Source organism: Nocardia sp. NPDC058176 (genome assembly GCF_042883805.1).
GTDB lineage: Bacteria > Actinomycetota > Actinomycetes > Mycobacteriales > Mycobacteriaceae > Nocardia.
This window is the reverse complement of sequence record NZ_JBHVVA010000009.1, coordinates 57,463-76,324: the sequence shown is the minus strand read 5'-3', so window position 1 is coordinate 76,324 and position 18,862 is coordinate 57,463. Positions and strand designations below refer to the sequence as shown.

At 70.0% G+C, this 18,862-nt stretch carries 21 protein-coding genes; 13 read left to right on the top strand and 8 right to left on the bottom strand.

Annotated features, from left to right (window positions below; all coding sequences use genetic code 11):
- Positions 1–266: 266 nt before the first annotated feature.
- Genes ACFVVM_RS31120 through ACFVVM_RS31110 form a run of 3 tightly spaced genes read right to left on the bottom strand, consistent with a single transcriptional unit; the run spans position 267 to position 2,986 of the window.
- Positions 267–1,817, bottom strand: coding sequence for an FAD-binding protein (locus tag ACFVVM_RS31120; protein WP_387625606.1), 1,551 nt, complete (start codon positions 1,815–1,817; stop codon positions 267–269).
- Between the two features lie 51 nt (positions 1,818–1,868).
- A complete protein-coding gene (locus ACFVVM_RS31115; RefSeq protein WP_387625604.1) occupies positions 1,869–2,135 on the bottom strand; it encodes a hypothetical protein in 267 nt (88 codons plus the stop codon).
- Positions 2,132–2,986, bottom strand: coding sequence for a PHP domain-containing protein (locus tag ACFVVM_RS31110; protein ID WP_387625602.1), 855 nt, complete (start codon positions 2,984–2,986; stop codon positions 2,132–2,134). The genes ACFVVM_RS31115 and ACFVVM_RS31110 overlap by 4 nt, the downstream gene beginning before the upstream one ends.
- A gap of 76 nt (positions 2,987–3,062) precedes the next feature.
- Between ACFVVM_RS31110 and ACFVVM_RS31105 the strand changes: the two genes are divergently transcribed.
- Positions 3,063–4,151, top strand: coding sequence for a magnesium and cobalt transport protein CorA (locus ACFVVM_RS31105; RefSeq protein ID WP_387625600.1), 1,089 nt, complete (start codon positions 3,063–3,065; stop codon positions 4,149–4,151).
- On the opposite strand, the gene ACFVVM_RS31100 is transcribed toward ACFVVM_RS31105, so the two are convergent.
- Genes ACFVVM_RS31100 through ACFVVM_RS31090 form a run of 3 tightly spaced genes read right to left on the bottom strand, consistent with a single transcriptional unit; the run spans position 4,148 to position 6,197 of the window.
- On the bottom strand, positions 4,148–4,729 hold the full coding sequence (locus ACFVVM_RS31100; protein ID WP_387625598.1) for a suppressor of fused domain protein: 582 nt from the start codon (positions 4,727–4,729) through the stop codon (positions 4,148–4,150). The genes ACFVVM_RS31105 and ACFVVM_RS31100 overlap by 4 nt on opposite strands.
- 4 nt (positions 4,730–4,733) lie before the next feature.
- Positions 4,734–5,228, bottom strand: a complete 495-nt coding sequence (locus ACFVVM_RS31095; protein WP_302869043.1) for a general stress protein — start codon at positions 5,226–5,228, stop codon at positions 4,734–4,736.
- Between the two features lie 12 nt (positions 5,229–5,240).
- On the bottom strand, positions 5,241–6,197 hold the full coding sequence (locus ACFVVM_RS31090) for an HpcH/HpaI aldolase/citrate lyase family protein (RefSeq protein ID WP_387625595.1): 957 nt from the start codon (positions 6,195–6,197) through the stop codon (positions 5,241–5,243).
- A 78-nt stretch (positions 6,198–6,275) separates the two neighbouring features.
- On the opposite strand from ACFVVM_RS31090, the gene ACFVVM_RS31085 reads away from it, so the two are divergent.
- From ACFVVM_RS31085 to ACFVVM_RS31045, 9 genes are all read left to right on the top strand, one after another.
- Positions 6,276–7,589, top strand: coding sequence for a magnesium transporter MgtE N-terminal domain-containing protein (locus ACFVVM_RS31085; protein WP_387625593.1), 1,314 nt, complete (start codon positions 6,276–6,278; stop codon positions 7,587–7,589).
- The gene (locus ACFVVM_RS31080; protein WP_387625591.1) at positions 7,586–8,176 is read left to right on the top strand and encodes a DUF1003 domain-containing protein; all 591 of its coding nucleotides are present in this window, start codon (positions 7,586–7,588) and stop codon (positions 8,174–8,176) included. The genes ACFVVM_RS31085 and ACFVVM_RS31080 overlap by 4 nt, the downstream gene beginning before the upstream one ends.
- A 114-nt stretch (positions 8,177–8,290) precedes the next feature.
- Positions 8,291–9,682 (top strand): lytic transglycosylase domain-containing protein, encoded by a 1,392-nt coding sequence (locus ACFVVM_RS31075; RefSeq protein WP_387625589.1) that lies wholly within the window; start codon positions 8,291–8,293, stop codon positions 9,680–9,682.
- A 96-nt stretch (positions 9,683–9,778) separates the two neighbouring features.
- Positions 9,779–10,645, top strand: a complete 867-nt coding sequence (locus ACFVVM_RS31070) for a lytic transglycosylase domain-containing protein (RefSeq protein WP_387625587.1) — start codon at positions 9,779–9,781, stop codon at positions 10,643–10,645.
- Between the two features lie 73 nt (positions 10,646–10,718).
- On the top strand, positions 10,719–11,855 hold the full coding sequence (locus ACFVVM_RS31065; RefSeq protein WP_387625585.1) for an Mrp/NBP35 family ATP-binding protein: 1,137 nt from the start codon (positions 10,719–10,721) through the stop codon (positions 11,853–11,855).
- A gap of 166 nt (positions 11,856–12,021) precedes the next feature.
- On the top strand, positions 12,022–12,342 hold the full coding sequence (locus ACFVVM_RS31060) for a DivIVA domain-containing protein (RefSeq protein ID WP_387625583.1): 321 nt from the start codon (positions 12,022–12,024) through the stop codon (positions 12,340–12,342).
- The gene (locus ACFVVM_RS31055; RefSeq protein ID WP_387625581.1) at positions 12,339–12,971 is read left to right on the top strand and encodes a DNA-3-methyladenine glycosylase I; all 633 of its coding nucleotides are present in this window, start codon (positions 12,339–12,341) and stop codon (positions 12,969–12,971) included. The genes ACFVVM_RS31060 and ACFVVM_RS31055 overlap by 4 nt, the downstream gene beginning before the upstream one ends.
- A gap of 80 nt (positions 12,972–13,051) precedes the next feature.
- A complete protein-coding gene (locus ACFVVM_RS31050) occupies positions 13,052–13,219 on the top strand; it encodes a DUF3117 domain-containing protein (protein WP_011211259.1) in 168 nt (55 codons plus the stop codon).
- Positions 13,220–13,233: 14 nt separating this feature from the next.
- The gene (locus ACFVVM_RS31045; protein ID WP_387625579.1) at positions 13,234–14,061 is read left to right on the top strand and encodes a putative RNA methyltransferase; all 828 of its coding nucleotides are present in this window, start codon (positions 13,234–13,236) and stop codon (positions 14,059–14,061) included.
- Positions 14,062–14,266: 205 nt separating this feature from the next.
- On the opposite strand, the gene glgA is transcribed toward ACFVVM_RS31045, so the two are convergent.
- Complete coding sequence (glgA, locus tag ACFVVM_RS31040; RefSeq protein WP_387625840.1) at positions 14,267–15,436, bottom strand: glycogen synthase; 1,170 nt, start codon at positions 15,434–15,436, stop codon at positions 14,267–14,269.
- Positions 15,437–15,545: 109 nt separating this feature from the next.
- On the opposite strand from glgA, the gene glgC reads away from it, so the two are divergent.
- Positions 15,546–16,763, top strand: a complete 1,218-nt coding sequence (gene glgC, locus ACFVVM_RS31035; RefSeq protein ID WP_387625577.1) for a glucose-1-phosphate adenylyltransferase — start codon at positions 15,546–15,548, stop codon at positions 16,761–16,763.
- Here the strand turns inward: glgC and ACFVVM_RS31030 are convergent.
- Positions 16,760–17,392, bottom strand: a complete 633-nt coding sequence (locus tag ACFVVM_RS31030) for an O-methyltransferase (protein ID WP_387625575.1) — start codon at positions 17,390–17,392, stop codon at positions 16,760–16,762. The genes glgC and ACFVVM_RS31030 overlap by 4 nt on opposite strands.
- A 373-nt stretch (positions 17,393–17,765) precedes the next feature.
- Between ACFVVM_RS31030 and sigE the strand changes: the two genes are divergently transcribed.
- Both sigE and ACFVVM_RS31020 read left to right on the top strand, forming a co-directional pair.
- Complete coding sequence (gene sigE / locus ACFVVM_RS31025) at positions 17,766–18,434, top strand: RNA polymerase sigma factor SigE (RefSeq protein WP_387625573.1); 669 nt, start codon at positions 17,766–17,768, stop codon at positions 18,432–18,434.
- Between the two features lie 59 nt (positions 18,435–18,493).
- A complete protein-coding gene (locus ACFVVM_RS31020; RefSeq protein WP_387625571.1) occupies positions 18,494–18,856 on the top strand; it encodes a hypothetical protein in 363 nt (120 codons plus the stop codon).
- Positions 18,857–18,862: the final 6 nt, after the last annotated feature.

Sequence of the window (18,862 nt, the reverse complement as noted above, 5' to 3'; positions counted from 1 at the left end):
CCGAGCGGAGCCGGACGGGTGGTCCGGCGGGTAAACGGGTCGGCCCTCGGCTACGACGGTGCGTCGCGAAGCGGAAGGAAACCTTGGTCCCCGAACCCGGCGGTGGCGTGGGAAGGGAATCCGCAACATTCTGCCAGCCCGGCAGACCAGTTGCCAAACCGGTCGCCGATGTCATCTGGCCGCGTGTCATCCATCGAGGGTAACCGCGCCGAATTGCCGAGGCGTAAGAGAAAACTCGCAGTTGAGGGGGAACATCCGGTGAACAATCACACCGCGGCCGGTCGGGTCGCGGTGAGCTCGGCGCCCAGCGGTTCCCGGTGCTCCTCGCGGCGCACCCACACCTCGTCGAGCCCACCACAGCGCAGCCGCACCCGCCAGTCGGCGACCGGCTCGGGATGGTCGATGCGCCGGTGGATGCCGCGACTCTCGGCGCGCTCGAGCGCACTGTAGCCCGCCCAGCGGGCGACCGCGAGCAGCGCGGCGGCCTGGCGGGCCCGCACCTGGCCCGCGCCGATCCCGCCGAGTTCGAACTGCGCGCCCGGCCACATCGTGTCCAGCTCGGCGATGCTGTCGGCGAGGCTGCCCGCGCTGCGCCGGTAACTGCGCCGCAGCGGCAGGGTGTGTTCCTGCACCAGGCCGATCACCGAGCGCGGATCGATGTGGGCGTGCGGGCCGAGACCCGCCCCGGCCAGCGGACGCGCCACGCTCGCGCGCTCGGCGGTCGCGGCGAAGGCGGCCGCACCCGTCCCGGCCCAGGAACCGGACGACAGCGCCCACGCGCCGCTGAGGCCACCGGCCGCGCCCGCCGCCCCGACGACGACCTCGCGGCCCGCGGCATCCCCCGCGACGAACAGCCCGCGCACCGTGGTGGCGCAATCGGGACCGGCCAGCGCCAGACCACCCGCACCGCGCACCGTGCCCTCCAGCACCGCCCGCACCGGCACCCGGCCCGCGGCGTCGACGGCGCCGTGCCGGCTCAGCCAGTGCCGGACCGTGTCGGGGACCTCGTGCAGCGCCGCGAAGACCCGGCGGCCGTCGGCGATGGCGGACAGTGCCGCCGGGTAGCGGTCGGGCAGTTCGGCGCCCGATTCGTCGTAGAGGGTGGCGAAGCGCATCGACAGTCCCGGCGCGACGGTCGGGTGCGGGCGTACCCGCGACAGCACCGGGGCGAGTCCGTAGGCGCTGGAGAATTCCATGCCCGCCAGTTCGGCGCCCGCCTCGACCGCCATCAGCAGGCCCTCGCCGGTGCTCGTCTCGGTACCGGCACCGCCGGACAGGAACGCGCAGCCGCCGGTGGCGATCACGACCGCGCCCGCGCGCACGGTCCACGGCCGAAATCTGTTGTGGCGCTGGACGCCCGCGGCCCCGACGACCGTGCCCGCCGGATCGGCCAGCAGGTTCAGCGCGGGATGGTGATCGAAGATGCGCACGCCGACCTCGAGCGCCCCGCGGCGCAGTCTGCGCAGATAGCTCGCGCCGTCGAGGTGCACCCGCGGCGGGTCGCCACCGGCCTCGGTGACCCTGGTGCCCGACCAGTCGCGCAACCGGTGGTTGGTCTCCTCGACGACCCGGTGCAACCAGGCCGGATCACCGAGCCCGCCGCCGTGCACCAGCGCGCGTTCGACCGCGGCGGCCCTGGCCGGTCCGGCCGGGATGTCCCACAGGGTGGTCGTGCCGTAGACGGTGGGGCCGCTGGAACCGCACCGGCTCTTGTCGATCAGCACCACCCTGGCTCCGGCGGCCGCGGCCGAGACGGCGGCCCAGAGTCCGGCGGGCCCGCCGCCGAGGATCAGGACATCGGTCTCGATGCTGCTCACAAGAACAAATATTCGGGCACCGTTCACCCGACCGCAACCATTACGAGGCCATCAACCCCACCATTGTGTCCAAAGCAGTACACCGGTCGTGACCAGAACGATCGCCGAGCCCGAGAGCGCCGCGAACCCCCGCCCGCGGTCGGCCACGAGCTGCGCCGCCACCACCACGAGCGCCGCGACGACATGCCAGCTCAGCGATTCGGCACCCGGCCCGGGAAAGTCCCGGCGCGATCCCATCACCGCGGCGCCGATCACCACGCACAGCAGGACGAGGACCCCGCCCGCCATGATCCCGCTGATGCCACGAACCAGCGTCACGGGGCGATCACCGGCACCCCGCTCGCCTTGCCGATCAGCGCCTCGAACTGCTCGGGATCGGTTCCGCACGCACCGATCTCGATGGTCTTGTTGGCCCCGTGATAGTCCGAGGAGCCGGTGCGCAGCAGACCGAGTTCGGCGGACAGGTCGGTCAGCACCGCGCGATCGGCCGCGCTGTGGTCGGGGTGGTCGATCTCGAGCCCGCCGAGGCCGAGCCCGGCCAGCACCCGGATGTCGTCGAGCGCGAGCAGACGGCCACGCTTGCGGGCTCGCACGTGCGCCAGCACGCTGACCCCGCCCGCGGCGGCGATCAGCTGCACCGCGGTGGTCAGCGGGGTGTCGACCTTCTCCGCGTAGTACGGGCCGTGCGGGGCGAGCAGGTCGACGAAGGCCGCGTCGACACTGTCGACCACCCCGGCCGCGACCAGCGCCCGCGCCAGATGCGGACGGCCCGCCGCCGGACCGGCGCCCGCGAGGACCGCGTCGGGATCGATCGGCAGTCCGTCGGCCACCATCTTGTCGGCCATCGCCCGCACCCTGGCCACCCGTTCGGCGCGCAGCCGCTCGCGCTCCTCGGCGAAGCCGGGATCGGCGGGGTCGAACAGGTAGGCCAGCAGGTGCACCGGGACCGGGTAGCCGTCCTCGCCCATGCCCGTACACGACATCTCCATGCCACGCACCAGGGTCAGGCCGGACGGACGCGCCGCCTCGGCCTCGGCCCAGCCGCCGGTGGTGTCGTGATCGGTGATCGCGACGACGTCGAGCCCGGCGGCCGCGGCGTGCCGCACCAGCTCGGCCGGTGTATCGGTGCCGTCGGAGGCGGTGGAATGGGTATGCAGGTCGATGCGCACACCCTCAGTCTTACAGTGCGGTCTCGCCGTCCGCGCGCTCGTCCACCGAGACGGTACGGGCCCGTAGCATCCAGAGGTGCCCTCTCTGCCGTCCATGCCGTCGTTTCGCGGGTCAGGCCGCCCGGCGGCGCCGCTGCCGCGGATCCCCGTGCCGACCGCGCGGGCGATCGTCGACTGCGCGGTCTACGTCGACGGGAAACGGCAACCGGGGCACTTCACGCCACGCGAGGCGCTCGCCGGAGCGAGCGAGTCCGAGGCGGGTTTCGTCTGGGTCGGCCTGCACGATCCCGACGAGTCCCAGATGAACGACATCGCCGAGATCTTCGGCCTGCACCCGCTGGCGGTGGAGGACACCGTCGTCGACGCGGTGCAGGGCCGCCAGCGCCCCAAACTCGAACGCTACGACGACACCCTGTTCCTGGTGCTGCGCACGGTCTCCTACGTCGAGCACGACCTGGAATCGACCAGCGAGATCGTCGAGACCGGCGACATCATGGTCTTCACCGGACCGCATTTCGCGATCACCGTGCGCCACGGCGAGCACACCGGGCTCGCCGGGGTGCGGCACGACCTGGAACAGCGTCCCGACCAGGTGGCCTTCGGCCCGTACTCGGTGCTGCACGCCGTCGCCGATCACGTCGTCGACTCCTATGTCGAGGTCTCGGAGTCGATCGAGCAGGACATCGCCGAGATGGAGGAGGCGGTGTTCACGCCGTCGTCGAAGATCGGCATCGGCTCGATCTACCAGCTCAAACGCGAAGTGGTGGAACTGCGCCGCGCGGTCTCCCCGCTGGCGCTGCCGCTCGAGCGGCTGGCCAACGACCAGATCCTGCCGGTGCCCACCGAGATCCGGCGCTACATGCGCGATGTCGCCGACCATCACACCAGCGTCTCCGAGCACATCACCTATTTCGACGAATCGCTCAGCGGCCTGGTGAACGCGGCGCTGGCCAAGATCAGCGTCCAGCAGAACACCGACATGCGCAAGATCTCGGCTTATGCCGCGATGGCCGCCGTGCCCACGCTGATCGCCGGGATCTACGGCATGAACTTCGACATCATGTGGGAGCTGCACCAGCCGTGGGCCTATCCCGCGGTGCTGCTGCTGATGGCGGTGCTGTGCGGGCTGCTGTTCCGCAGTTTCCGCCGCAACAAGTGGCTCTAGAGGTTCACCGCACCGCGGGCGGGATCACGCACATCGATCCCGGCCTCGGCCCAGGCCTCGCGCAGGGCCTGCGCACCGCGCACCCGCACCCAGGCGGCCTCGGTCGCGGTCACCGGGGTGACGCTCAGATAGCGCACCGGCTCGGCGGGGTCGGGCAGTTCCACCTCGGGGACCTCGCTCTCGCCGAGCAGCACCGCGGTGAACTTCGCGTTGTGCCACAGCGGTTCTCCCAGGTCGAGCAGTGCGTCGGCTTGCAGCACAACGCCTTCCACCGACGGCGTGGCGACGAGCACGCCCAGCGACCGGGCCACGCCTGCCTGCGGTCCCGCGCTCAGCAGCAGGGTCAGCACCAGTTCGGCGCGCGGGCCGCGCACGGGGTCGGCCAGCAGGTCGGCCGGATCGCCCATCGGATGCCGTGACCCGCCCAGGGTCGCGTAGTGCACCGCGCCGTCACCGGGGATGCGCAGGATCTCGATCGGCTCGAGGCCGAGGAAGGTGACCGAGGCCGAGTCGATCCGCGCGCGCTCGACGCCGTAGTGGTCCAGCACCGCGGTGCGGACCGTGTTCACCACATCCATTGGCTCACAGGGCCAATCGGGCCAGCATGTCGCGGGCGCGTTCGGCGGACTTGGGATCGCACAGCACGTCGTAGCGGCCGGCGACGAGCTGCATCGTCGAGGCGAAGTCGCGCTGGCCCTTGGTGGCCGCGTACGGGATCGAGGTGGTGATGACGCCGAAGACGATGCCACCGAGCAGACCGACGACCAGCGGACCCAGCGCCCCACCGGTGGTGGTGAACAGGCTCAGCAGCAGACCGAGGAACAGGCCGAGCCACGCGCCCGACACCACGCCGCCGCCGATGACCTTGCCCCAGGTCAGCCGGTACAGCACCCGCTCGACCTGCATCAGGTCCACGCCGACGATGGTCACGTCGCCCACCGGGAACTGCCCGTCGGCCAGGTAGTCGACGGCGCGCTGTGCCTCGGCATAGGTCGGATACGAGCCGACCGGCCAGCCCGTCGGCGGCGTCGGCAACGCCTGCCGTCCGCGATTCGGGTTGCCCAAGGGATTCGTCATAGTCCCATTCTGCTATTCCTGGTCCGGCGATGGCGGAGTGAAACGCGTCGTGCGCGTCATTCCGGCAGCGCGACCCTTGTCAGCAATCACCTGAGCCATTTTCGCGCTGGCTTCATCGATCATCTCATCTCCCAACATCACCGCGCCACGCGCGCCACCCGCGGCGGAGGTGTGGAAGGCGTAGGCGTCGAGGATCTCCTCGGCCCGGTCGTAGTCGCTCTGCCGGGGACTGAAGATCTCGTTGGCGGCGTCGACCTGACCGGGGTGCAGCACCCATTTGCCGTCGAAACCCAGTGCGGCCGTGCGGGCGGCGGCCCGGCGGAACCCGTCGACATCGCGGATCTGCAGGTACGGACCGTCGATCGCCTGCAGGCCGTGCGCGCGAGCGGTGAGCAGGATGGTCATCAGGATGTGGTGGTAGGCGTCGCCGACGTCGTAGCCGTCGGGCTGCTCGCCGACCACCAGGGTGCGCATGTTGATGCTGGCCATGAAATCGGCCGGACCGAACACCAGCGCCTGCACCCGTGGGCTCGCGGTGGCGATCTCGTCGATCGCGCGCAGGCCGCGCGCGTTCTCGATCTGCGGTTCGATGCCGATGCGGCCCACCTCGAGCCCGCTCGCCTTCTCCAGCTGGGTCAGCAGCAGATCCAGCGCCCGCACCTGACCGGCGTCGATCACCTTGGGCAGCAGGATCGCATCGATGTAGGCGCCCGCGCCCTCGACGACGCTGATCACATCGGCGTAGGTCCACTCGGTCGACCAGTCGTTGACCCGCACCACCCGCAGCTGGGCGCCCCAGCCCGACTCGTTGAGCGCGGCCACGATGTTGGCCCGGGCGGTGGCCTTCGCGCCGGGCGCCACCGCGTCCTCGAGATCGAGGAACACCTCGTCGACCGGCAGGCCCTTGGCCTTGGCGATCATCTTCGGATTGCTGCCTGGCACGGCCAGTACCGAACGGCGGGGCTTCATCGGCGCTCCTCCTGTTGTTCGTCACACCGGCCGTGGCGTGGCGTGCCCGGCCGTAGCGGACCGCCTAGCCTGAGGGTCATGGCAACCACCAGGGTGTACGTCGCCCGACTCGCCGGACTGACGGTGCTGGGTCCGGACGGGGAGTCTATCGGCCGGGTCCGCGATGTCGTCGTGGCCGTCCGCTACGGTCGCCAGCAACCCAGGGTGCACGGTCTGGTCGTCCAACTGCTCACCCGGCAGCGGATTTTCGTGCCGATGCTGCGGGTCACGGCGATCGAACCCGGGATGGTCACGCTCAACACCGGGACCGTCAGCCTGCGCCGATTCGCCCAGCGCGCCGGGGAATTGCTGGCACTGGACCAGGTCGTCGACACAGCTGTGCGGGTGCACGATCCCGACCTGCCCGATCTCGACGGCGTCGACGTCTATGTCACCGACCTCGGGATCGAGCAGACCAGGACCAGGGACTGGGTCGTCGGCCGGGTCGCGGTGCGCGGGCACCGGCGGCTCGGGCGCAGGCGGACGGTGCACGTGGTCGACTGGTCGCAGGTCAGCGGGCTGACGCCGTCGGAGGTGGGCAAGCCGGGACAGGACGTCACCAGTCTGCTCGCGCAGTTCGAGGGACTGCGCGCCGCCGATGTGGCGCACCGGTTGCGCGAACTGCCCGAGAAGCGCCGCATCGAGGTGGCGCTTGCCCTCGACGACGAACGCCTCGCCGACGTGGTCCAGGAACTGCCCGACGACGACCAAGTCGACCTGCTCGGCCATCTCGAGGTGCGCCGCGCCGCCGACGTGCTCGAGGCGATGGACCCCGACGACGCCGCCGACCTGCTCGGCGAGCTGCCCGAGAGCGAAGCCGAATCCCTGCTGGCGCTGATGGACCCGGAGGAATCCGAGCCGGTGCGCCGGCTGCTCGCGCACTCCCCCGACACCGCGGGCGGTCTGATGACGCCCAAACCGGTCGTGCTCAGTCCCTCGACCACCGTCGCCGAGGCGCTGGCCAGGGTCCGCGACCCCGACCTCACCCCCGCGCTGGCCTCGATGGCCTTCGTCGTCCGGCCGCCGACCGCCACCCCCACCGGCCGCTACCTCGGCTGCGTACACATCCAGCAGCTGCTGCGCGAACCACCCGCGCACCTGGTCGGCGGCATCGTCGACGCCGATCTGTCGCCGCTGTCACCGGACCTGCCGCTCTCGGCGGTGACCCGCTATTTCGCCACTTACAACCTGGTGTGCGGTCCGGTCGTCGACGCCGAGAACCATCTGCTCGGCGCGGTGACCGTCGACGACGTCCTCGATCACCTGCTGCCCGAGGACTGGCGCGAAGAAGAGGCACCGCCGCTCGCACCCGTGGCGGCCGAGTCGATCCCCGCGACCGGAGGCACGGCGTGAGCGAGAAGAACCCGTCGCGCCAGCGGCTGGAGACGCCGTCGGGCTCGCGCTTCAGCTTCGACTGGGACTCCGAGGCGGTCGCGAAGTTCAGCGAGCGGGTCGCCCGGTTCCTCGGCACCGGGCGCTACCTGGCGATCCAGACGGTGATCGTCATCGTGTGGATCCTGCTCAATGTCTTCGCGGTCGCCCTGCAGTGGGACCCCTACCCGTTCATCCTGCTCAATCTGGCCTTCTCCACCCAGGCCGCCTACGCCGCGCCGCTGATCCTGCTGGCCCAGAACCGCCAGGACAACCGGGACAAGGTCTCGCTCGAGGAGGACCGGACCCGCGCGGCGCAGACCAAGGCCGACACCGAGTTCCTCGCCAGGGAACTCGCCTCGCTGCGGCTCGCGGTCGGCGAGGTCGCCACCCGCGACTACCTGCGCCGCGAACTGGAGGAGATCAGAGAGGTGCTCGACCGCATCGACGCGGTCACCACGCCCGACGGCGCGCCGAAGACGGAGAAGAAGCGGAAGGTCGCGCGCAAGAAAACCTCCGGTCAAACACCCTCCGGCGCCCCCATTTCGCCAGGTACTCCAGACGAGTGACCGGAAATGCTCTATAACTACCTGACCGGTAGGTAACCTGGATCACGTTGTTCCGGGCGGGCCGGAGGGGGGACTCTGCGGTGCCGCTGCTTCGACGTAAAGGGTGTGGCCGCAATGCGAATCTCTGCTCCGATAACGATGTCGGCCCTCGTCGTCGCAGGACTCGTCGCGTCCGGGTCGGCGGCGCACACCTCGACCCCGAGCACCGCGCCGACCGCACCGGAGGCCCTGCTCGCCGCCTCGGCGAGCACCACCGACGACCCGGCCGACACCGACCCCTCCGAGGTCGTCGGCCTGCTGCCGGTCTCCCAGGAGGCGCCGCGCAAGCTGCGCGCCCTCTCCCCCTCGGCGAACAGCCTGGCGCCGTTCGCCGGAACCGTTCCGCTGCAGAGCATCTCGCTTCCACCCGGTAGCGGTGCGCTCGGCATCCCGGAGATCGTGCTGGCCGCCTACCGCAATGCCGAACTCGCGCTGGAGACCGCGCAGCCGGGCTGCGGGCTCACCTGGAACCTGCTGGCCGGGATCGGCCGCATCGAATCCGGGCACGCCAGCAGCGGCCGCACCGACGCCGCGGGCACGACGACCACCCCAATCTTCGGTCCGGCACTCGACGGCACCCTGCCCGGCAACGAGATCATCAAGGAAGCCGACGGCGGGTTCATGCGGGCGGTCGGTCCCATGCAGTTCCTGCCGACCACCTGGGTGCACTACGCCGCCGACGGCAACGGCGACGGCACGGCCGACCCGCACAACGTCTTCGACGCCGCGCTCGCGGCGGGCAAGTACCTGTGTTCGGGCGGGATGAACCTGCGCGAGGCCGCCCAGGAACTGCGGGCGGTGCTGCGCTACAACAACTCCATGTCCTACGCGGCCAATGTGCTGAGCTGGTCGGCCGCGTATCGCAACGGTGGCGCGCCGAGCCAGGTGGCCATCTCGCCCGAGATCGTGCCGCCGGGCAGCGCCCCGATGGTCTCGCCGAACGTCCTCGCCGCCTCGACCGACGCGCCCACCGCGGCACCGCCGTCGACGGCGGCCCAGCTGCCGCCGAACACGCCGAAGACCACCACACCGACGCAGGTGATGATCACCCTGCCCGGCCTGCCGCCGATCCCCTGCGGCATCTTCTGCCCGCCGCCCCCGCCCGAGCCGGAGACGTGCGCGAGCGCCCCGCAGCCCGCGGTGATGCCGAACCCGCTCGAACCGGGCCGCGCACCGGTCGAGCAGACCTTCGGCGCCGAGGCACCGAAAGACCCGGCGGCGCAGGATCCGGCGGCACCCGGCGAGCAGACCGAGGCGGCCGCGTGCACCCCCGCGGTGACCGAGGAGGAGCCCGCGCCCCCGGCCGGTCCCCCGGCGCCCGCCGCGCCGCAGAAGACGCCGGAGCCCGGCATCGCGCCGACCGAGGAGCCCGCCCCGCCTGCGCCGGTCGAGCCCCCCGCGCCGCCCGCGATCACGCTGCCGTTCAACATCGTCATCCCGCTGCCGCCCGCCCCCGCGGTTCCCTAGAAATCAAACCGAAATTCAGATCACAGAGGGGTAACAAAAAGATCTCGGGTGCGGTAATCTCTTCTCATCCAACACGGTTGAGGAGGGCACCACACAGTGGGTCGTCATCGGAAACAGCCTGCTACAACGGTTCGTCGTAGCTCGCTCATCGCACTGACCGGATTGGTCCCCGCCGGACTCGTCGCCGTTACCGCGGCCTCGACCGAGGCGACCAGCACAGCCACCGCGGCGGTCGAGCACGACCTGTTGCCCGATATCGATCCCGACGAGGCCGGGCCCGAGCTGGCCGCCTCGCCGCTGGCCGACATCGCCGAGGTCGCTCATGCGGAGGCGCGTCAGTCCCCCTCGGCGACGCCGGTCGTGAAAACCGTTGCGCTGCCGGGTGATCGCATCGCCGCCGACATCCCCGCGGGGCCGCTCGGCATTCCCGGTATCGCGGTCGCCGCCTACCAGAGCGCCGAAGAGCAACTGGCCGTGGAGAATCCGCACTGCGGGATGTCCTGGTCGCTGCTGGCCGGCATCGGTCGCGTCGAGTCCACCCATGCCTTCGGCAAGGCCGACGCGGACGGCAACCCGATCAAGGCGGTCTACGGACCGGTCCTCGACGGCAGCCTCGCGGGCAACAATGTCATCCATGACAGCGACGGCGGCGTGCTCGACGGCATCGGCGGCTACGACCGCGCCGTCGGCCCGATGCAGTTCCTGCCCGAGACCTGGCAGCGCTACGCCGCCGACGGCAACGCCGACGGCATCTCCGATCCGCAGAACCTCTTCGACGCGGCACTCACCGCGGGCCGGTACCTGTGCGACGGCGGCCTGAACATGCGCGATCTGTCCCAGCAGTCCAAGGCGATCCTGCGCTACAACAACTCGATGGCCTACGTCGCCAATGTGATGGCGTGGTCGGGCTCCTACTCGAGCGGCCTGGCCCCGAAGCCACAGGATCTGCCGCGGATCCACTAGGAATCCGCCTCGCCGGGCGGGGACTGTCGTCCCCGGGTCAGCGACCGATCGGGGCACGCCTAACATCGGATGTATGCCAGTGATTACGGAAGCGGATGTGCGGGCCGCGCTCGCGAAGGTCGACGATCCGGAGATCCGCAAGCCGATCACCGAGTTGGGCATGGTCAAGAGCATCGCCATCGCCGACAGCGGTGACGTGCACGTCGAGATCTACCTGACGACCTCGGGGTGCCCGCTACGCACCGAGATCATCCAGCGGGTCACCAAGGCCGTCGCCGACGTGCCCGGTGCCGGCGCCGTGTCGGTCGATCTCGATGTGATGAGCGACGAGCAGCGCACCGAGCTGCGCAAGTCGCTGCGCGGCGACTCGGCCGAGCCGGTCATCCCGTTCGCCCAGCCCGGTTCACTGACCCGTGTCTACGCCGTCGCCTCCGGCAAGGGCGGGGTCGGCAAGTCCAGCGTCACCGCCAACCTCGCGGTGGCGCTCGCCGAACGCGGCCTCTCGGTCGGCGTGCTCGACGCCGACATCTACGGCCACTCCATCCCCCGCATGCTGGGCTCGGATGCCAAGCCGACCCAGGTCGAGCGGATGATCATCCCGCCGGTCGCGCACAACGTGAAGATGATCTCGATCGCGCAGTTCACCCAGGGCAACACGCCGGTGGTGTGGCGCGGCCCGATGCTGCACCGCGCGCTGCAGCAGTTCCTGGCCGATGTGTTCTGGGGCGACCTGGACGTGCTGCTGCTCGATCTGCCGCCCGGCACCGGCGACGTCGCGATCTCCATCGCCCAGCTGATCCCGAACGCCGAGATCCTGGTCGTCACCACCCCGCAGGTGGCTGCGGCCGAGGTGGCCGAACGGGCCGGCGCGATCGCCCTGCAGACCCGCCAGCGCATCGCCGGCGTGGTCGAGAACATGTCCTGGCTCGACCTGCCCGACGGCTCCCGGATGGACCTCTACGGCACCGGCGGCGGCCAGGTCGTCGCCGACAGTCTCACCCGAGCGGTCGGCGCGAACGTTCCACTGCTCGGTCAGATCCCGATCGAGCAGGCCCTGCGTGAAGGCGGCGACGAGGGCACCCCCATCATCCTTGGCGACCCGGACAACCCGGCCGCCAAGGCCCTGCAGGGCGTGGCCGACAAACTCGCCATCCGCAAGCGCGGCCTCGCGGGCATGTCCCTGGGTATCGACACCACCAGGCATCTCTGAGCTGGTCCGCCTCCCCGAGAATTCAGGCCGGACTCAGGTGCGAGGTGGGATGCGTCGGCGGCAAGCTCTGGGGTGGTGGGCGGGTTGGCCCGTACCCGGCGAGTTACCCATGTCCTTGCGAAATCGGGTGTCGGGTTGTGTCGGAGGTATTACCTAAGGTGGATGCATGCTGACGCTGCTTCTCTATGTGCTCATCGTCGGGTTGGTCGCGGCGATGCTGTTCCTTGTCGCGAGTGCGGTGTTCGGCCGGTCCGAGGAGCTCGGGCCGTTGCCGGAGGGCACGACCGCGACGGTGCTGCCCGCCCACGGTGTCACGGGGGCCGATGTGCGGGCGCTGCGATTCCAGCAGGTGGTGCGCGGATACAAGGCCGGTGAGGTGGACTGGGCGCTGGGCAGGCTCGCCGAGCGGATCGACGAGCTCGAGCTCGAACTGGCCCAGGCGCGCCAGTGGCAGGCGCAGGTGATCGCGGGACAGGACCGCCCGTGACCGAACTCGCCGACGACGGGCTCGTCCGCTGCCCCTGGTCGACCGGTTCCCAGCTCTACCGCGAGTACCACGACACCGAGTGGGGGCAGCCCCTGCACGGCGACGACGCCCTGTTCGAGCGGCTGTGTCTCGAGGCGTTCCAGTCCGGGCTGGCCTGGATCACCATCCTGCGCAAGCGCCCCGCGTTCCGGGCAGCGTTCGCCGGTTTCGAGATCGCGAAAGTCGCCGAATTCGGCGCCGACGACCGCGCGCGGCTGCTGGCCGACGCGGGCATCGTGCGCAATCGCGCCAAGATCGACGCGGCGATCAACAACGCCCGGGTTGCTCGTGACCTGCCGATCGGCCTCGACGAGCTGGTGTGGTCGTTCGCACCCCCGGCGCGCCCGCGCCCGGCCACGATCGCCGAGGTACCGGCCACCACAACCGAATCCATTGCTCTGGCAAAGGAATTGAAGCGCCGGGGCTTCGCTTTCGTCGGCCCGACGACGGCCTATGCCCTCATGCAGGCGACCGGGATGGTCGACGATCACCTGGCGGTTTGCTGGGTGAAAGCCGCCCCGAACGGAACCGACTCACCAGTCACATTTCGTACTCAGGTGTCCGCCCGCGACGGCAATAGGGAAGAATAGGACCGGTGTGGCTCGCCGAACACCCGGCGGGCCAGAGAACAGGTGCGCACTCCACCGCGCAGATCTGGAGGGAGCAGAGGATGGCGGCCATGAAGCCCCGTACCGGGGACGGTCCCCTCGAGGCAACCAAGGAAGGTCGTGGAATCGTCATGCGGGTTCCACTCGAGGGTGGCGGGCGTCTGGTCGTCGAACTCACACCGGACGAGGCTGCGGCGCTCGGTGACGAACTGAAGAGCGTCACCAGCTGACGGCACTGTCCGAGGTGGCCGCACTCCTGGCCTGTCCGGAGTGCGGCCACGCCCTGCAGTCGTCCGAACGCAGCCTGCGCTGCGCGAACGGACACAGCTTCGACATCGCCCGGCAGGGTTATGTCGGACTACTGACCGGCGCGTCGACGAAGATGACCGGCGACACCGCCGACATGCTCGACGCCCGCGCGGCTTTCCAGGGCGCCGGGCATTTCGCGCCCATCGCCACCGCGGCCGCCCGCGCCTGCGCCGAGCCTGCCCCGACCGGCGCCCGTGCGTTCCTCGAGGTCGGCGCCGGTACCGGTTACTACCTGGCAGAGGTCCTCGACGCGGCACCGGACGCACTCGGCGTCGCCCTGGACGTGGCCAAACCAGCTGCCCGCAGAGCCGCTCGCGCGCATCCCCGCATGGCCTCGATCCTCGCCGACGCCTGGCGCGGACTTCCGCTCCGCGACAACACCCTCACCGGCGTCCTCTCGGTCTTCGCTCCACGCAACCCCGCCGAGATCGCCCGGGTCCTCGCGCCCGGTGGTCGTTTCGTCGTGGTCACCCCCACCGCTCGGCACCTGGGCGAGCTGGTCGGCCCGCTCGACATGGTTCGCGTCGACCCCGACAAGGACCGTCGCCTCGCGGACTCACTGGCCGACACCTTCACCTGCGCCGAACACACCCTCGTCGAGTTCCCGATGAAGCTCTCGCGCACCGATGTCACCAAGGTGATCGCCATGGGCCCGTCCGCCTTCCACGGCACCCCCGCCGACGACCCACGCATCGTCGCACTCCCGGACATCACCGAGGTCACCGCGTCGGTGACGGTCTCGGTCTACCTACCCACACCTTGACCACGGCCGCTGCGAAGTCGCGGCGCCCCGACGACCACAAGCCGCGTCGAGTTGGACCGTTGATTACCAGGCTCCCAGGTGAGTATCGGCCGAGAAGCGCTACCCACCAGCGCCTGGTGATCGAGCGTCCAGCTCGGTGCGGCGGCTTCGGTTCGGGCGATCGGTGCGCTGAGCGGCCGGATTCGGTGAGACGGCTGGCCGGGGCCTAAGGACGGAGGACGGTGCGGTAGACCTCGACGGTGCGTTCGGCGATGCGGGACCAGTCGAATTCGGCGATCGCCCGGGCCCTGCCTGCTTCGCCGTAACGCCAGGCCAGGTCCGGATCGCTCGCCACCTCGTTCACCGCGGCGGCCAAGGTGCGCTCGTAGTCGCCCGGTGCGGTCGGGTCGTAGTGGACGAGGCGACCGGTGACGCCGTCGTCGACGACCTCGGGAATCCCGCCCACATCGGAAGCCACGACCGCCGTCGCACACGCCATGGCCTCCAGATTGACGATGCCGAGCGGCTCGTACACCGAGGGGCACACGAAGACCGCCGAGGCGGCCAGGATCTGGCGCACCTGCTCGGTGGGCAGCATCTCCTTGACCCAGAACACGTTCCCGCGTTCCCGCTGCAGCCCGTCGACGGCGGCGGCCACCTCGAGTTCGAGTTCCCTGGTATCAGCCGCGCCGGCGCACAACACCAGCTGGATCTCGGGGTCGAAGTCGGCGGCCGCGGCGAGCAGGTGCCCGACGCCCTTCTGCCGGGTGATCCGCCCGACGAACGAGACGATCGGCCGGTCGGCGCGCACCCCGAGCCGCTCCAGCACCGGCTGCTCGGTCCCGGCGGGCGGGCCGGGATGCCAGACCGTCGCGTCGATCCCGTTGTGCACCACGTGGACCCGGTCCGGGTCGATCGCGGGATAGGCGTCGAGCACGTCGTGGCGCATGCCCTCGCTCACCGCGATGACGGCGTCGGCGTGCTCCATGGCATTGCGTTCCGACCACGACGAGAGCCGGTATCCGCCGCCGAGCTGCTCGGCCTTCCACGGCCGCCGCGGCTCCAGCGAATGTGCCGTGAGCACATGCGGAATCCCGTACAGCGTCGCCGCGAGGTGCCCGGCCAGTCCCGCGTACCAGGTGTGCGAGTGCACCACGTCCACCCCGCCCACCGCGTCGGCCATCCGCAACTGTGCCGACATCATCTGCAGCGCCGCATTGGCGGCGTAGAGCTCGGGATCGGGCCGATGCACCACGGCACCATTACGCGGCGCCCCCATACAGTGCACCGTCACTTCACACAGCGCCCGCAACCGAGCCGTGAGTTCGGTGACATGCACCCCCGCACCGCCGTACACCTCGGGCGGATACTCCCGGGTCAGCATGGCGACCCGCAGCGGATCCACCCGCGCCTCGTCGCCGTCGGTGCCATAACTCACTGGTCCAAATTAGACCCTCGGGTCGGCATGGGCCACCGTAGTGCTGGCGGACCTGTACTTTGAGCATGTGAGGAGCCAGCCGCACGTACTCGGGATCGTGCTCGCCGGTGGCGAGGGCAAACGACTGTTTCCGCTCACGGCAGACCGCGCCAAGCCCGCGGTTCCGTTCGGTGGCGCCTACCGACTGATCGATTTCGTACTCAGCAATCTGGTGAACGCGGGCTATCTGCGGCTGTGCGTGCTCACCCAGTACAAGTCGCACTCGCTGGATCGCCACATCTCGCAGACCTGGCGGCTGTCCGGATTCACCGGGGAGTACATCACCCCGGTACCCGCCCAGCAGCGGCTCGGGCCGCGCTGGTACACCGGCAGCGCCGACGCGATCATGCAGTCGCTCAACCTGATCTACGACGAGGACCCGGACTACATCGTGGTCTTCGGCGCCGACCACGTGTACCGGATGGACCCGGAGCAGATGGTCGCCAGCCACATCGCCTCCGGTGCCGGCGTCACCGTGGCCGGGATCCGGGTGCCGCGCAGCGAGGCCAGTGCCTTCGGGTGCATCGACTCCGACGAGTCCGGCCGGATCACCCAGTTCCTGGAGAAGCCCGCGCATCCGCCCGGCACCCCCGACGATCCGAACGTGACGTTCGCGTCGATGGGCAACTACGTGTTCACCACCCGCGTGCTCGTCGACGCGATCCGCGCCGACGCCGAGAACTCCGACTCCGATCACGACATGGGCGGCGACATCATCCCGTCGCTGGTCGCGGCGGGCCAGGCCGCGGTCTACGACTTCGCCGACAACGAGGTGCCCGGCGCCACCGAACGCGACCGCGGCTACTGGCGCGACGTCGGCACCATCGACGCCTTCTACGAGGCGCACATGGACCTGGTCTCGGTGCACCCGGTGTTCAACCTCTACAACAAGCACTGGCCGATCCGCGGCGCCGCCGAGAACCTGCCGCCTGCCAAGTTCGCCCAGGGCGGCCTCGCGCAGGAATCGATCGTCGGCGCGGGCTCGATCCTGTCCGCGGCCACCGTCCGCAATTCGGTGCTCAGCTCGAACGTGGTGATCGACGACGGCGCCACCGTCGAGGGCAGTGTGCTCATGCCGGGTGTGCGCATCGGGCGCGGCGCGGTGGTGCGCCACGCGATCCTGGACAAGAACGTGGTGGTCGGCGAGGGCGAGATCATCGGCGTCGACCTGGACCGCGACCGCGACCGTTTCGCGGTCAGCAACGGCGGTGTGGTCACCGTCGGCAAGGGAATCTGGGTCGGTTAACCGCGCGAGGCGCAGAGCAGGCCGTCGCCGATCGGGATCAGCACGCTGGTGAGTTCGGGGTTCTCGGCGATGGCACGGGTGGCCGCGCGCACCGCCTGGGTGGCCGGATCGCGCTGGGACTGATCCGGCACGCGCCCGCCGAGCAGCGCGTTGTTGAGGATGAAGGCACCGCCCTCGCGCAGCAAGCGCACGCCCTGCTCCACGTAATGCGGGTGTTCCATCGGCGCGGCGTCGATGAAGACCAGGTCGTAGGCGCCGTCGGCCAGCCGGGGTAGCACGTCAAGGGCGCGCCCGTTGATCAGCCGGGTGCGCGCGGGGGCGATCTCGGCGGTGCGGAAGGCCTCCCTGGCCGCGCGCTGATGCTCGGGCTCGGAGTCGATCGTGGTGAGGGTGCCGTCCTCGCGCATGCCGTCGAGCAGCCACAACCCGCTGATGCCGGCGCCGGTACCCACCTCGACGACCGCTCGCGCGCCGAGCATCTGCGCGTACATGCTCAGCAGGGCCCCGACCGAGGCCGGGACGGGCGCGGCGCCCAGCTCGACGGCCCGCTCGCGCGCGTCGAGGAGGACCTCGTCCTCGACGACGGACTCCTCCACATAGGCCAGATTCCGCTCCACGTTCGATGCCACAGCTATGAGGCTAGGCCACCGACACCGTCTGTGTATTCAGCGAAGGCGCCGATCGGGGCAAGTGTCGTACTCCGTCCGAAAAATTGCCCAGAGTTTGCGAATCGGTCACAACCCGCCCCGAACTGCTGCTTTTCCCCAGCAGGCCGGTTTAGGCTCGAGGCCGGACAGGATTCTCAGGTCCCACTCAGGATCTCCACACCTGACCCATATCAGGGCAGGAAATAGTTGCCCTACGCAAGGCCAGCCGATCGCGGCGGGCACGAGACCCGGGAACAACCTCACACAGTTGCTGGTTGATTCCGATAGCAAGGTTCGCTGACCCGGACCGCCACGTTTCGTGCCAGCGGTCCCGAGTAGGAGGTGTCCCATCCCGATGGTAGACACGGCGCGTCCGAACGCTCCACTGCCCGACCACACTCTCCCCGCCGATCTCGACGCCGCGGCCGAAGCCGAACAGCTCGACGAGCTCACCGGCACCGCCGCCTTCGACGCGACCGGCGATCGCACGGTCATGCCCTCCTGGGACGAATTGGTCCGCGAACACGCCGACCGGGTGTACCGGCTGGCCTACCGCCTCTCCGGCGACGCGCAGGACGCCGAGGACCTCACCCAGGAAACCTTCATCCGGGTGTTCCGTTCGCTGCAGAACTACCAGCCCGGCACCTTCGAGGGCTGGCTGCACCGCATCACCACCAATCTCTTCCTCGACATGGTCCGCCGTCGCAACCGCATCCGGATGGAAGCGCTGCCCGAGGACTACGACCGCGTCCCCGCCGAGGGGCCGACCCCCGAGGACGCCTACCACGACGCGCGCCTCGACCCCGACCTGCAGAAAGCGCTCGACGCGCTGGCGCCGGAGTTCCGCGCCGCGGTGGTCCTGTGTGACATCGAGGGCCTGTCCTACGAGGAGATCGGCGCGACGCTCGGCGTGAAGCTGGGGACCGTGCGCAGCCGGATCCATCGTGGGCGGCAGGCATTGCGCGAGTACCTTGCGCATAATGGAACTGAGCAGCGGTACTCCGCTGACGCCTTCGCAGGGTGATGCCGGGTTCGGCGTCATCGGGGCTCTCGGTTGATGTCGGTCGGAAGGGAAAACTCCGTATGAGCGTGGAACCCAGTGCCTCGGGTCGGACCCCGCGCTTTCAGCCCACCGAGCATCTGGCCAGCGAGGCGATCGCGGCCTATGTCGACGGTGAGTTGCGCATGAACGCGTATCTGCGCGCCGCCCAGCACATCTCGGTCTGCCCCGAGTGCGCGGCCGAGGTCGATGCCCAGCAGCAGGCGCGCATCGCGCTGCGCCGGGCCGCCCAGGTCGACGTACCGCGCAGCCTGCACGACAGCCTCACCCGGATCCCGCTGGCCGAGCTCCCCGGCGCCGAACCGCCGCGCCGTAACGAGGCTTTTCTCGGTTTCCTCACCGATTCCTTCACCGCGACCCGGTGGACAACCTGGCGGCGCAAGTAGAGTCAC